Source organism: Bifidobacterium eulemuris (genome assembly GCF_014898155.1).
GTDB lineage: Bacteria > Actinomycetota > Actinomycetes > Actinomycetales > Bifidobacteriaceae > Bifidobacterium > Bifidobacterium eulemuris.
Window position 1 is genome coordinate 2,722,600 of record NZ_CP062938.1, and the last position, 13,776, is coordinate 2,736,375.

The 13,776-nt window shown below is 63.4% G+C and carries 11 protein-coding genes; 9 read left to right on the forward strand and 2 right to left on the reverse strand.

The genetic code is table 11. From position 1 onward, the window contains the following. Nucleotides 1–107: 107 nt before the first annotated feature. The 9 genes from ftsZ to BE0216_RS11100 all read left to right on the forward strand — a co-directional run bounded on the left by ftsZ (nt 108) and on the right by BE0216_RS11100 (nt 10,918). Entirely contained in the window at nt 108–1,292 is a 1,185-nt protein-coding gene (gene ftsZ / locus BE0216_RS11060) for a cell division protein FtsZ (protein ID WP_094637004.1), read from the forward strand. A gap of 25 nt (nt 1,293–1,317) precedes the next feature. Further along, nucleotides 1,318–1,791, forward strand: a complete 474-nt coding sequence (locus tag BE0216_RS11065) for a cell division protein SepF (protein ID WP_094637005.1) — start codon at nt 1,318–1,320, stop codon at nt 1,789–1,791. Nucleotides 1,792–1,886: 95 nt separating this feature from the next. Further along, complete coding sequence (locus BE0216_RS11070) at nt 1,887–2,168, forward strand: YggT family protein (protein ID WP_094637006.1); 282 nt, start codon at nt 1,887–1,889, stop codon at nt 2,166–2,168. A gap of 129 nt (nt 2,169–2,297) precedes the next feature. Next, entirely contained in the window at nt 2,298–3,620 is a 1,323-nt protein-coding gene (locus tag BE0216_RS11075) for a DivIVA domain-containing protein (RefSeq protein ID WP_094637007.1), read from the forward strand. A gap of 20 nt (nt 3,621–3,640) precedes the next feature. After that, complete coding sequence (locus tag BE0216_RS11080; RefSeq protein ID WP_094637008.1) at nt 3,641–4,261, forward strand: signal peptidase II; 621 nt, start codon at nt 3,641–3,643, stop codon at nt 4,259–4,261. Continuing rightward, nucleotides 4,258–5,181, forward strand: coding sequence for an RluA family pseudouridine synthase (locus BE0216_RS11085; RefSeq protein WP_094637009.1), 924 nt, complete (start codon nt 4,258–4,260; stop codon nt 5,179–5,181). Before BE0216_RS11080 ends, BE0216_RS11085 begins: the two co-directional genes overlap by 4 nt. 50 nt (nt 5,182–5,231) lie before the next feature. Further along, complete coding sequence (gene dnaE / locus BE0216_RS11090) at nt 5,232–8,807, forward strand: DNA polymerase III subunit alpha (RefSeq protein ID WP_094637010.1); 3,576 nt, start codon at nt 5,232–5,234, stop codon at nt 8,805–8,807. A gap of 124 nt (nt 8,808–8,931) precedes the next feature. After that, the gene (locus BE0216_RS11095) at nt 8,932–9,921 is read left to right on the forward strand and encodes a D-2-hydroxyacid dehydrogenase (protein ID WP_226805787.1); all 990 of its coding nucleotides are present in this window, start codon (nt 8,932–8,934) and stop codon (nt 9,919–9,921) included. Between the two features lie 106 nt (nt 9,922–10,027). Further along, on the forward strand, nt 10,028–10,918 hold the full coding sequence (locus tag BE0216_RS11100) for an aldo/keto reductase (RefSeq protein ID WP_211279935.1): 891 nt from the start codon (nt 10,028–10,030) through the stop codon (nt 10,916–10,918). Between the two features lie 107 nt (nt 10,919–11,025). On the opposite strand, the gene BE0216_RS11105 is transcribed toward BE0216_RS11100, so the two are convergent. Together BE0216_RS11105 and BE0216_RS11110 are read right to left on the reverse strand one after the other, a co-directional pair. Beyond that, nucleotides 11,026–11,928: an ABC transporter ATP-binding protein gene (locus BE0216_RS11105; protein ID WP_193042862.1), complete on the reverse strand. Its 903-nt coding sequence runs from the start codon at nt 11,926–11,928 to the stop codon at nt 11,026–11,028. Nucleotides 11,929–11,980: 52 nt separating this feature from the next. Further along, nucleotides 11,981–13,765: an ABC transporter permease gene (locus BE0216_RS11110; RefSeq protein WP_094637011.1), complete on the reverse strand. Its 1,785-nt coding sequence runs from the start codon at nt 13,763–13,765 to the stop codon at nt 11,981–11,983. Nucleotides 13,766–13,776 lie beyond the last annotated feature (11 nt).

Consider the following 13,776-nt stretch of genomic DNA (forward strand, 5'->3'; position numbering starts at 1 on the left):
TGCCAGAAAAAATCACGAAACACTGGTGTTTTCGTGCGGTAATATGCCGTACTGAGACCAACCTCTGCGCTAGAGTTAGGCATAACCGTGAGTGACAGGAGTCCAATGTGAGCGAGATCGCCCAGACTGAGTTCAACGACAAGACCAACATCAAGGTCGTCGGCGTAGGTGGAGCCGGCGGCAACGCCGTCAACCGTATGATCGCCGAAGGGCTGCAAAACGTTGAATTCGTGGCGGTGAACACCGATGCGAAGGATCTGCTGCGCTCCGACGCGGATGTGAAGATCTCCCTGTCCGACGCCTCCAGCCGCGGACTTGGCGCCGGCGCCGATCCTGAGAAGGGCGCGAAGGCCGCGCAGAATCACCAGTCCGACATCGAAGAGGCGTTGAAGGGCGCCGACATGGTGTTCGTCACCTGCGGCGAAGGCGGCGGCACCGGAACGGGCGCCGGTCCGATCGTCGCGCGCGCCGCCCACCAGCAGGGCGCGCTGACCATCGCCGTCGTGACCCGTCCGTTCAGCTTCGAAGGCCCGCAACGCGCCGCCTCCGCCAACTACGGCATCGACAACCTGCGCAAGGAGGTCGACGCGCTGATCGTCATTCCCAACGATCGTCTGCTGGAGCTCTCCGACCGCACCATCGGCATCATCGACGCGTTCAAAACCGCCGACACCGCGCTGCTCGCCGGTGTGCGCGGTATCACCGACCTCATCTCGATGAACTCCTATATCCATGTGGACTTCTCCGATGTGAACTCCATTCTTCGCGGCGCCGGCACCGCCCTGTTCGGCATCGGCTCCGCCCGCGGCGAGGACCGCGCCACGCAGGCCGCAGAGATCGCCATCAGCTCCCCGCTGCTTGAGGAAAGCATCGAGGGCGCCCATGGTGCGCTGATCAATATCGCCGGTCCGACCGACCTGAAGCTGCAGGAGGCCTCCGCGGCCACCAATCTGGTGCGCAAGGCCATTCATCCGGAGGCGCAGATCATCTGGGGTCTGGCCCTTGACGACGCCTACGGCGACGAAGTGCGCGTCACCGTCATCGCCGCCGGTTTCGATCCCATCACCAAAACCGCCGGCGTCCAGGCCGCTCAGCCCGCCGTCAAGGAACAGGCGGCGCAGGCTCCTCTTACGCAGCCGGTGGCGCCCATCGACGAGCCGACCGCGCGCCCCGCGTTCAGCCCCATTCCGGGTGATGCGGCGTCGCTGCCGTTCGATGACACGACCTCGGAGCATCCGACCGTCGCGGTGAACGATCCCGGTGACCTCGATATTCCCGACTTCCTGCGCTGAGAAGGCGTAACGAAAGGAAACAACCATGGCAGGCTTCATGAAGAACGCGATGTCCTATTTGGGCATGGCCGACGTGGTGGATGACGACGACGATTTCGCCTCCGAGGACGAGTCCGCCACCGCATCGACTTTCGACTCCGATCATCTGGTCACGCCGATGGCCCAGCCTTCCGCTTCCGCCTCCGCCGGCAAGCGTGATGCGAGTCCCTTCCAGAGCAAGGTCAACCGCATCACCACCATCCATCCCAAATCGTATGAGGATGCGCAGCTGGTCGGACGCGCGTTGCGCGACGGCGTGCCGGTGGTGCTGAACCTGACCGGCGTCTCCGAGGCCGTGGCCTACCGTATCGTCGACTTCTCCGCAGGTGTGGTGTTCGGCGTGCGGGGCTCGCTGGAGCGGGTCACTCCGCGGGTGTTCCTGCTCAGCCCGGCCCAGGTGAACATCAAGGTCGAGGAACCCGCCAACGTGTCGTCGGCTCGGGACCTGTTCGTCGACTGATCGGCCCGCAGCCGCCTGTTTTCGCAAAGCCGCCTGATTGCGCTCCCAGCGAGCGTCCAGGTGGCTTTCGTGTTTCGCTGGTACGTTAGGACATCATGATTCTGTATCTCATCGCACGCATTCTCGATTGGCTGATCGGCGCGTACATCACCGTGCTGTTCGTCCGCATGATTCTCGACTGGGTCGCCATCCTTGCCCCGCGCTGGTATCCGCGCGGCATCGTCGCGCAGCTGATCAATGTGGTGTATTCGATCACCGAGCCTCCGCTGCGGTGGCTGCGCCGTTACATCCGTCCCATTCCCATGGGTGCGGTGTATTTCGACGTGAGCTTCATTGTGCTGTATTTCGCTTTGGTGGTGTTGCAGATCATCATCTAGGCGGTTTTTGTTAATGAAATTCGGCGCGTTTTTGCATCAAAATGCGCTATTGCACGGGGGCCGTGCTAGCATCGTGAGTTGATACCAACTCTTAGCGAGGGCACTGCCCCAAAGCGAGGTGCAAGATTTATGGCTCTGTTGACGCCGAAGGATATTAGGGAGCATACCTTCCAGACCGTTCGATTCAAGGAAGGCTATGACGTCGACGAGGTCGACGACTTCCTGGATCAGGTCACGGAAACGGTTGAGGCGCTGGGGCGTCAGGCCGTCGCCAACGGCCCTTCCACCCAGTCGCTCGGTCCGGATGTCGCCGGTCTGAACGCGAAGATCTCCGAGCTGACCGAGCAGGTGCAGCAGCTGCAGAATGAGAACGCCGCACTGAAGAACGCCGAGCCGGTCGTCGACGACCAGGCCGCCCAGGTCAACGCGGCCAAGCTGAGCGAGGCCGAGGAAAGCAACCGCGCCCTGACCGCCCAGAACGACCAGCTTAAGGGTCAGGTCGATCAGCTCAACGCGCAGATCGACCAGCTCACCGCCCAGGCCGCGCAGGCCGCTGGCAATCAGGAGGTCGCGGACCAGCTGGTCGCCGTGCAGCAGGAGCGCGACAAGTTCCGCGCCTCCAGCGAGGACCTGTCCCGCCAGCTCGCCGAAGCCCAGCAGTATGCCGCCGCGACCCAGCAGCTCAACGAGCAGGTCGCCGATCTGTCCCGCCAGCTGCAGGAGGCGAAGCAGCGCGAGAACCAGCTGCGCGCCCAGATCGCCAAGGTCGAGCCGAACACCGAAACCGGCTCCCTGCAGAAGATCGCCGGTGCCGCGCAGATGGCGAACACCGAACCCGAGCGCGCCACCGCCATGCTGACTCTGGCGATGCAGCTGCATGATCAGTACGTCGACAAGGGTAAGGCCAAGGCTCGTGAGATCACCGATGCCAGCCAGGCTAGGTACAACGAGCTGATCGAGAAGGCCAACGACTACTCCAACCGCACCCGTGGCGAAGCCGACGAGTACAACGCGCGCACGCACACCGATGCCGACGAGTACAGCGCCCGCATCCACTCCGAATCCGATGAGTACTCCGCCCATGTGCGTTCCGAAGCCGACGAGTACAGCACCCGCGTGCATGCCGAGGCCGACGAGTATTCGGCGAAGACCCGCTCCGATGCGGACAACTATGAGAACGAGGTGCACCAGCGCGCCGAGGTTCACGAGAACGAGGTCCACCAGCGTGCCGACGCGTACGACCAGAACACCCGTTCCGCCGCCGACACCTACGCCCAGCAGGTGCGTGACAACCTCACCGCCCAGTCGAAGGTCGTCGAAGGCAATATCCAGAGCCTCAAGCAGTTCGAAACCGAATACCGCGCCCGTCTCACCGAGTTCCTCGGCCAGCTCGCCGCGCAGGTGTCGGACACGAACAACTACGACAACCAGACTTCGTCCACCAACGCGTGACGATAAGGGATTGACGCTTTATGACTAGTCAACAGGGACGGCTGCGCATCCGCGTGGCCGTCTTTGCATGTGTGGTGGCGGTGGCTCTCATCGCCGACCAGTTCACCAAGGCCTGGGCACAGACCGCCCTGGTCGATGGACGAGACGTGCAGGTCATTCCCGGCCTGCTCTCGCTGACTCTGGTGTATAACCCCGGCGCCTCATTGGGGATGGGATCCAACGTCACATGGTTGATCTCCCTGCTGGCGATCGTGGCCTGTGTGGCGCTGGTGGTGCTTGCCGTGCGCACGATTTCCATGCGCTGGACCGTGGCCCTGGCCCTGGCCTTCGCCGGCGCCTTCGGCAATCTCATCGACCGTGTGGTCTATGCCGAGCATTTCCTCGACGGCAAGGTCGTGGACTTCCTCAACTACGGTTGGTCCGTGGGTAACGTCGCGGATGTGTTCCTTGTGGTCGCCGGCGTGATGATCGTGGGGATGATCCTGCTGGGCGTGCCCTACAGCCAGAAGGATCTGGACGAACGCGCGCGGGCGGCCGAAGGGGCCCTTTCCGCCGAGTCGGGCGACGATACGTGCGGGGAGGATGCGGCGACGGAGCGAGCGGACGGAGGCATGCCCGATCCGGGAAGCGGGGCGCGATGAGCCGCTTGGTTCCCGCTCCCGACGCGTTGGTCGGCAAGCGTTTCGACGTCGCCATCGCCAAAATGCTGGGGATATCGCGGTCAAAGGCCGCGGATCTGATCGACTCCGGGCAGGTTCGTGTGCTGGGACGCGACATCGCACGTTCCGGCACGTTGCAGGCGGGGGAGACCATCGACATCGATCTGGTCGAGGAGCAGCGCGAGCCCGAACCCATCGCCAACGACATGGCCGTCGTCTACGAGGACGATGACGTGGTGGTGGTCGACAAGCCGGTGGGTGTCGCCGCGCACGCCTCCATCGGTTGGACCGGCCCCACCGTGCTAGGCAGCCTGCGCGACCGCGGCGTGCGCATCACCTCCTATGGCGCGGCCGGACGCGAAGGCATCGTCTCCAGATTGGACGTAGGCACGTCGGGGCTGATGCTCGTCTGCAAGTCGGAACAGGCGTATGTGGAGATGCGACGGCAGTTCGCCGAACATGAGGTGGTGAAAACCTATCATGCGCTGGTGCAGGGGGATCTGAAGCAGGACCGCGCCACCATCGACGCGCCCATCGGACGCGCGAAGGTCTCCGACTTCCGTTTCTGCGTCACCCCGGCCGGCAAACCCGCCATCACCCATTGGGATGTGATGGAGCGCTTCGGCGAGGCGACGCTGGTTTCGGTGAATCTGGAGACCGGACGCACCCATCAGATCCGCGTGCACTTCTCTTCGATCGGACACCCTCTGGTGGGCGACCCCATGTACGGCGCCAATCCGGTGCTATCCGAGGAATTGGGGCTGATCCGCCAGTGGCTGCATGCCAAACAGTTGGAATTCCGCCATCCGCGCACTCATGTGTGGACGACGGTCACCAGCGGATATCCCGCCGATCTGGCGCAAGCGCTGGAACGGATGCGCGAACGCCACCGCGAACACTGACGGTTTCGGACGCGCCGGACGCGTCGCCTCGGGCAGGTATCGTGGAAGGCATGGCTGAATCGGGAAACTTCGTACATCTGCACAACCACACGCACTACTCGCTATTGGACGGTGCATCGAAAATCCCGGAATTGGCGAAACGCGCGGCGGAACTGGGCATGCCCGCGGTGGGCATCTCCGATCACGGCAACATGCATGGCGCGTACGAGATGTTCACCGAATGCGTGAAGGCCAACGTCAAGCCGATTCTCGGCATCGAGGCGTATGTGACGCCTGAGACCGCGCGTCAGGATCCCACCCGCGTGAGCTGGGACACCACATGGGACAAAACCCTGCATGGCGGCAAGCGCAACCCCGACGACGTCTCCGGTGGCGGTCTGATCACCCATCTCACCCTGTGGGCGGAGAACGACCAAGGTCTGGTCAATCTGCTCAAGGCGTCTTCGGTGGCCAACCTCGAAGGTCGTGTGCAGCGCTACCCGCGTATGGACAAGGAAGTGCTCTCCACCTACTCCAAAGGCGTGATCTGCGGATCGGGCTGTCCCTCGGGCATCATCCAGACCCGTCTGGCGCTCGGCCAATTCGACGAGGCGCTGCGCGCAGCCGGCGAAATGCAGGATATCTTCGGACGCGATAATTTCTTCATCGAGATCATGGACCATAACCTGACGATCGAGCGTCGCAACGTGCCCGGCCTGTTGGAGATCGCGAAGAAGCTCAACGCGCCGCTGCTCGCCACGAACGACGCGCATTACGTGCTGGAATCGGGCGCCGAGGCGCAGGACGCCATGCTGTGCATCAACTCCGGCTCCAGGCTCGACGAGCCGGGACGGTTCAAATTCGACGGCTCCGGCTACTACATCAAATCGGCCCAGGAGATGCGCGAGCTGTTCAAGGAATTCCCCGGCGCCTGCGACAACACGCTGGCGATCGCCGAACGCTGCAATGTGATCTTCGACGACAACGAGGACGGCGCGTTCATGCCGCAGTTCCCCTGCCCCGAAGGCTGGGACGAGACCAGCCTGTTTTTGAAGCAGGTGGAGGAGGGCCTCGAGCGCCGCTACGACGGCAATGTGCCGCTCGATGTGCTTCAGCAGGCGGACTACGAATGCGGCGTGATCTGCCAGATGCAGTTCTGCGGATACTTCCTTGTGGTGGCCGACTACATCCAGTGGGCCAAGGACCACGGCATCATGGTGGGGCCGGGCCGTGGCTCGGCCGCAGGTTCGATGGTCGCCTACGCGATGGGCATCACCGAGCTCGACCCGTTGCAGCATGGTCTGATCTTCGAGAGGTTCCTCAACCCCGAACGAGTCTCTCTGCCGGATATCGACGTGGACTTCGATCCCGAGGGCCGTATGCGCGTCATCGAATACTGCGGCGAGAAATACGGCCATGACAAGGTGGCCCAATGCGTGATCTACGGCACCATCAAAACCAAGCAGGCATTGAAGGATTCCGCCCGCATCATGGGATACGAGTATTCCATGGGCGAGCAGATCACCAAGGCGCTGCCGCCGAGCAAGAACGGCAAGGACGCGAGCCTAAGCGAGATCTTCGACCCGACCTCCAAGCGATACGCGGAGGCGCGCGAGTTCCGCGAGTTCTACGATTCGAATCCGGACGCCAAGAAGATCACCGAGAAGGCGAAGGGCATCGAAGGACTGATCCGCCAGACCGGTGTGCACGCATGCGCCACCATCATGGGTTCGGCGCCCATCACCGACACCTCGCCGTTGCTGGAACGCGTCGACGGCACCATCACCACCACCTTCGAATACCACACCTGCGAAACGCTGGGTCTGGTGAAGATGGACTTCCTCGGGCTTTCCAACTTGACGGTGATCCACGACACCTTGAAGAACATCGAGGCGAACGGCAAGCCGGCGATCGACTACACGAAGATCCCGCTGGACGACAAGGAGACCTACCAGCTGCTGTCGCGCGGCGACACCTTAGGTGTGTTCCAGCTCGATTCCGACGGCATGCGCGCGCTGCTGCGTACCTTGCGCCCCGACAACTTCAACGACATCTCCGCTCTGATCGCGCTCTACCGACCGGGCCCGATGGATATGGATTCGCACAACAACTACGCGAAGCGCAAGAACGGCCTGCAGAAGATCGAGCCGATCCATCCCGAACTCGAGGAACCGTTGAAGGAGATCCTCGATGAGACCTACGGTCTGATCGTCTACCAGGAGCAGGTGCAGGCCGCCGCGCGAAAACTCGCCGGCTATTCGCTGGGCAAGGCCGACGTGCTGCGCCGAGCCATGGGCAAGAAGAAGCCCGAAGTGCTGGCCAAAGAGAAGATCCCGTTCTTCGAGGGCATGAAGAAGCACGGCTATTCGGAGGAATCCGCGCAGGCCGTGTGGGACGTGCTCGTGCCGTTCTCCGGATACGCGTTCAACAAAGCGCATTCCGCCGCGTACGGACTGATCTCCTATTGGACCGCCTATCTCAAAACCCACTATCCGGTGGAGTTTATGGCCGCCCTGCTGCAAGGCACCAAGGATAACAAGGACAAAACGGCCCTGTATCTGGGAGAGGCGCGCCGCATGGGCATCCAGGTGCTCTCTCCGGATGTGAACGAATCCGTGTACGAGTATTCCGCCGTCGGTGACGTCGTGCGCTTCGGCATGGGCGCCATCCGCAACGTGGGAGACAAGGCCGTGGCCGATATCATCGCCGAACGCAACGGCGAGCGGGGCAGGTTCGTGAACTTCATGGACTACATCCGCCGCGTGCCGCTGACCGCGCTCAACCGGCGGTTGGTGGAATCCCTGATCAAAGCGGGCGCCTTCGATTCGATCGACCCCAACCGCCGCGCCCTGCTCACCGTGCATGAGGCCGCCATCGAATCGGTGGTGGGGCTGAAGCGCAAGCAGGCGGAGGGACAATTCGACCTGTTCTCCGACGTGGACGACGGCGGCGGAGAGGATATGGGCGACGCGTCGGTGAACGTGCCCGACTTGGAGGAGTGGGATAAGAGCACCAAGCTCAACTTCGAGCGCGAGATGCTGGGCCTGTACGTCTCCGACCATCCGCTCTCCGGCATGCAGTCGGTGCTGGCGAGCCTGCGCGAGGTGTCCATCGCGCAGCTGATCGACCGCGCGAAAACCATGGGGGATAGGCAGCAGGTGACCCTCGCCGGACTGGTCACAGGCGTGGACCGGCGCGTCTCCAAAAAAGGCAATGCGTGGGCCATCGTCACCATCGAGGATTTGGAAAGCTCCATCCAATGCATGTTCTTCGGCAAGGTGTATGAGTCGAACGCCGAGAATCTGGTGCTTGACAAGGTGGTGCAGATCCGCGGACAGGTGGAGTTGCGCGACGAGACGGTGAGCCTGCGCGCCACCGAAATGCAGGTGCCCACCTTGGAGGCCGAGGACGAGCGTCCGCTGGTGCTCACCCTGCCGGTGGGCGCGCTCGACCGCAATCATATGATGCAGTTGGGGCAGGTGCTCACCAGCCATCCCGGCTACTGCGAGGTCAAGCTGGCGGTTCTGGACGACAAAGGCAACGCCAAGGTGCTCACCTTCGGCGACCGGTTCCGCGTCAAACGCGACACCTCGCTGTTCGCCGAAATCAAAATCCTGTTCGGACCGAGCTGTCTGCCGGCCGCGTAGTCGTTGGTAAGCGATACTTGCGGTGTGAATTCCATTCATATGGTGTTCATATCGCGCGCAAGACAGGTGTATCGATTTCCCAAATGGTGCATAATGATGATGTCACTTCACCGAAGGAGGGACTGTGGAAGAACAGTCTGAACGGGTTATCGTCAACTGCCTGCCGTTGGACGAGGCGGAACGCGCGCGGTTCGTCGAGGCCGCGGGCGGTATGCGTCAGGAATTCGTCGGGGATATCGCGCAGCGCGGCGACATGGGATGGCGGGCGTGCGTTCCGGAACCGCTGAAGGCGCGGGCTACGGCGGTGATCGGCAATATCGCGCCGGAGGATTGCGCGCGCTATCCGCGGTTGGAATGGCTGCAGACATGGAGCGCGGGCGTCGACCAATATTTGGCAGACGGCGTGCTGGGAGCGAACGTCCGCCTCTCGAACGCGACGGGTGCCTATGGGCAGACGGTAGCCGAGCATATGTTCGCCATGATGTGGTCGCTGATGAAGAACCTGCCCGCCTACACGCGCAACCAATCCGCGCGTCGATGGCATGACGAGGGACGTGCGTTGTCCCCCGACGGAGCGACCGTCGTGGTGGTCGGCACCGGCGACATCGGCTCACGGTTCGCCGGACTCGCCAAAGCAGTGGGTATGCGCACCATTGGTGTGCGCCGTGACCCCTCCCGCACCGCCGAACACATCGACCGCATGGTCGGATTCGATGACCTCGATACGGTGCTGCCGCAAGCCGATGTGGTGGCCATGAGCGTGCCGTCCACGCCGCAGACCCATCATCTGCTGGACGCGCATCGGTTGGAGATGCTCAAGCCCACCGCCATCGTGCTCAATGCAGGCCGTGGCGACGCCATCGATCCGGACGCGCTATTCGACGCGTTGTGCTCCTCGCGGTTGCGTGGAGCGGGACTGGACGTCACCGAACCCGAGCCGTTGCCGGCCGACAGTCCGCTATGGAACGAGCCGCGATGCCTGATCACGCCGCATGTGGCGGGCGGCAACCATCTGGCCGCCACCGAGGAGCGCATCATCGCCATCGCATTGCAGAACGTGCGTCGGTACGCGGCGGGCGAGCCGCTGCGCAACCAGGTGCGTCGAATAGCCTAACCGCACGCCATGCGTGAGCCGATTCGGCTGGAAGGCGAATGGCGGCCGATATGGTCTAAGCTTCAATCACCACCACACATCACTCGCACCACAAAGGAGAACGTCAATGAACAGTCAGCAACAAACGATGCGTTCGCCGGAACTGACATTGGGCGACAATGCCCGCACCGTCATCCCGCAGATCGGATTCGGCGTGTTCCAGATTCCGCCGGAGGACACGCAGCGCGCGGTCGAGGAGGCGCTGGAGATCGGATACCGCCATATCGACACCGCGGCCGCCTACTACAACGAGGAACAGGTCGGCGCGGCATTGAAGGCGACCGGCATGGCGGATCAGGTGTTCGTCACCGGCAAGGTGCGCAACTGCGACCAGGGCTATGCGGCCACCCAGGTGGCGTTCGAGGAGTCGCGGCGCAAACTCGGCGTGGATGTGATGGGCATGTATCTGATCCACTGGCCTGTCCCCGCCGTGGATCTCTACCGCGAGACATGGCGCGCCCTGCTCAAACTACGCGACGAGGGCGCGATCCGCGTGGCCGGCGTGAGCAACTTCCTGCCCGAACATCTGGAGGCGGTCATCGCCGACAGCGGGCAGACGCCGACCGTCAACCAGATCGAGGCCCATCCGCGCTACCATCAGCCCGATACCCTCGCCTATTGCGCGGCGCACGGCATCACGGTCGAAGCGTACAGCCCCCTCGGGCACGGATCCGACATGGACTCCGAGCCGGTGGTCGCCGCCGCGGCCGCGCACGGCGTGACGCCCGCGCAAGTGGTGCTGCGCTGGCATACGCAGGAGGGGCGCATCGTCATCCCCAAGTCGAAGCATGCGGAACGTATGCGCGCCAATCTCGATGTCTCGGGTTTCTCGCTCACCGAGGCGGAACTTGCCGCCATCGACGCGTTGCACGATCCCGCCGGGCGGGTCAGCGCCGACCCGGCCGTGTACGTGCAGTCGCAGTCGTGGGCCGACCAGCGCGCCCGCGGCAACATCTAATCGTCTCGCAAACGGCGGTTCGCCCGCCCGTCTTGTCGCGTTTCATGCACACGACAAGACAGGCGGGCGAGCCGTTATTCGTATGGCTGGGCCTGTTTTCCGTTCCGTTATCTCGCCGGCGCGGAACCGGCGCGGTTCGTCCGTTGCGCGCCGGCCGGCTTCGCCTGCGACCAGCCTTGGGATTTGGGGCGTGCGGCCCGGCGCAACGGTTTGAGTTCGAACACCGTGTCGGACTGGTCGGCGACGGCGGGACTATGTGTGACGATGATCACGCATTTGCCTTCCCTCTGCGCCAGATCGCGGAAAATCGCCATGATGTCGTCCTGCGTGGCCATATCGAGATTGCCGGTCGGCTCGTCGGCGAGAATGATCTGCGGCTCGTAGCTCAAAGCCCTGGCGATGGCCACACGCTGCTGTTCGCCGCCCGACAGGTGCAGGATGCGCTCGTTCGCGTACTCTTCGGGCAGGCGAACCTTGTCGAGCAGTTCGACCACCAGCTCGTGCTTGGGACGGTCGAAGCGTTTGCCGCTCGCCTCCATCGACAGCACGATGTTCTCCTCCACCGTGAGCGCGGGTAGCAGGTTGAAGCTTTGGAAGATCACGCCGATGTCATGGCTGCGGAAGTGATACCGGTCGGATTTCGCCAGATCGGTGCCGTCGTACAGGATGCGTCCGGACGTGGGGGAGGTGAGTCCGGAAAGCAGGGAGAGCACGGTGGTTTTGCCCGCGCCCGAGGGGCCGGTGATGGCGGTCACCTCGCCGGCCCGGAACGCGTGGGTGAGATCGCTCACCACTTTCTTGCCGCCTTTGGTATAGGAGTAGGAGACCTTCTCCATGGCGAGAATCGGCGGTTGGGCGGTTGTGTTGACGGCGTCGCCTTGTGCGGGGCTTTCGGCCGTTGTGCCCGCGTTCGGAGTATTCGAATCGGTGAGGGCGCCGTTCGTTGCGGGAGCGTCGGTGGCGACGGTCGTGTCGATGACCGGGATGTCCGGAGTGGGGTTCTGTGTCATGATGTTGTCTTTCCTTTGTCGGGGCGTCTGCTGATTGCGCGGGTGTCGCCGCTCAGGATCGGTCGGCCAGGATCTGCAAGGGCTCGTAACGGATGATGGACACCACCGCGGCCAATGCGGAGATGACGGTCAGCGCCAGGCCGATCAGCACCAGCTGGCCGATGACCTTAAGGTTCACCGTGGCGTCGATGTCGCTCACATAGTCGACGGCCTGCGAGAATCCGCCGAATCCGCCGCCGGGCGCATCAGACGGTTGACCCTCGGCGCCGGCCGTCGCGTCGGAACCGGATTCGGAGGAATCGGTGTCGGAATCGGCCGCGTCATCCGACGCGGAATCGGATGAATCCGGTCCGCCTTGGCCACCGGGCGCGCCGGGCATGTCGGCGTCGCGGCCGAATTGGGCCTGCTGGCTGGTCGCCTCGGACTCCTGCGCGGAGACCTGCTGGGCGAGCAGCTGGTTCGCCACCGGCACCGAAGCCACCGCGCCGCCGGCCACGCCGAGCGCGATGCCGATCATGGTGACGATTAGCAGCTCGAGCACGAACTGGGCCGCCACCTTGGACTTTCTGATGCCGATGGCCGTGAGCACGCCCACCTCGTATTTGCGTTCGCGCACGTTGAACAGGTTGAGCACGATCAGCACCACCGCGCCCACGGCGAGCACGATCAGCAGCAGGGTGAGCGCGAAGCTGGCCAGATTGTCCAACGGCACGAGGCTGGACTCGTATTCCTCCACATCGGCCGAAGAGACGGTGTATTCGTCGGACAGGCCGGCCGCCTTCGCATCCGCGGCGAAGGTCTCGTAGTCGTCCTTGCTGGACAGCACGTAGGTATAGCTCAACTGGGTGGCGCTTGCGGAGCTGGTCGAGCTGGTGTCGGTCGAATCCGTGTCGGATGAGTCCTCATCGGTGGATGAGGCGGCCGATTCGGTGGACAGTCCCAGCGATTCCAGGGTGGAGACCGAGGTGTAGATCGCGTTGTCCGGATCCTGGCTGGTGCCGCCCATCGGGCCGTTCGCCCCGGTGTTGGAGGTCGTCGCGTTCTTGTAGATGCCCACGATGGTCAGCTCGTAGGTGGTGCCGTCGTCCGAGGTGTCGGCCACGCTGATCGTGTCGCCCACCTCGAGGCCGTTGAAGTCGGCCAGTGCCTTCGGGATGATCACATCGCCGTCGCTGCTTTCGTCATAGCCGAACACCTCGCCGTCGGACATGGTGAAGCTGCCGTTGGAGGCGTTCGCCACCGCCGTGTCCGAGGAGAAGCCGGTCAGGGAGAAGTCGCCGCTGGACATGCCGCCCATCATGCCGCCCATATCGCCGCCGGGCATGCTGGGCATGGTGCCGTCGGACGAGTCGGAGGATGCGTCATCGGAGGAATCCTCGGTTGAGGAGTTATCGGAGGAATCAGACGAGTCGGCATCGGCGGAACTGGAGGATTCGACCGGCTGGAACGCGTCGGTGCCGTTCACCGACGTGGATTCGGTGTAGTACGTGCTCACCGGCACGCTGGACGCCTCGGCATAGGCGTCGTACTCGTCGAGCGTGAGCGCGTCCTGGTCGAGCGCCGAACGCAGCGAATCGAAGTCCGGCTGGCCGCCCTCCTCCATCTCACTGGGATCGAAGTCCTCGGTGGCCTGGCTGATCACCTGCTCGCGGTCCATGCCGATCGTGGCGGTGACGGTGGTGGAGCTCAGTCCCTCCTCGCGGGCCGTTTCGGCCGCGTTGCGGATGGCGAGTCCGATGGTCGCCGCGGCGGCGATAATCGCGACGATGATGACGATAAGAATATTGCGCCCCTTGTTGCGGGTCACCGATCGCCATGCGTTCTTGAGGATAAACATGGTGTTCCTTT

What these genes read in the sequence shown, in the direction of transcription:
- BE0216_RS11065 (WP_094637005.1), top strand. Translation starts at nt 1,318, where the DNA reads ATGGCAGGCTTCATGAAGAACGCGATGTCCTATTTGGGCATGGCCGAC.
- BE0216_RS11070 (WP_094637006.1), top strand. Translation starts at nt 1,887, where the DNA reads ATGATTCTGTATCTCATCGCACGCATTCTCGATTGGCTGATCGGCGCG.
- BE0216_RS11075 (WP_094637007.1), top strand. Translation starts at nt 2,298, where the DNA reads ATGGCTCTGTTGACGCCGAAGGATATTAGGGAGCATACCTTCCAGACC.
- BE0216_RS11080 (WP_094637008.1), top strand. Translation starts at nt 3,641, where the DNA reads ATGACTAGTCAACAGGGACGGCTGCGCATCCGCGTGGCCGTCTTTGCA.
- BE0216_RS11085 (WP_094637009.1), top strand. Translation starts at nt 4,258, where the DNA reads ATGAGCCGCTTGGTTCCCGCTCCCGACGCGTTGGTCGGCAAGCGTTTC.
- dnaE (WP_094637010.1), top strand. Translation starts at nt 5,232, where the DNA reads ATGGCTGAATCGGGAAACTTCGTACATCTGCACAACCACACGCACTAC.
- BE0216_RS11100 (WP_211279935.1), top strand. Translation starts at nt 10,028, where the DNA reads ATGAACAGTCAGCAACAAACGATGCGTTCGCCGGAACTGACATTGGGC.
- BE0216_RS11105 (WP_193042862.1), bottom strand. Translation starts at nt 11,928, where the DNA reads ATGACACAGAACCCCACTCCGGACATCCCGGTCATCGACACGACCGTC.
- BE0216_RS11110 (WP_094637011.1), bottom strand. Translation starts at nt 13,765, where the DNA reads ATGTTTATCCTCAAGAACGCATGGCGATCGGTGACCCGCAACAAGGGG.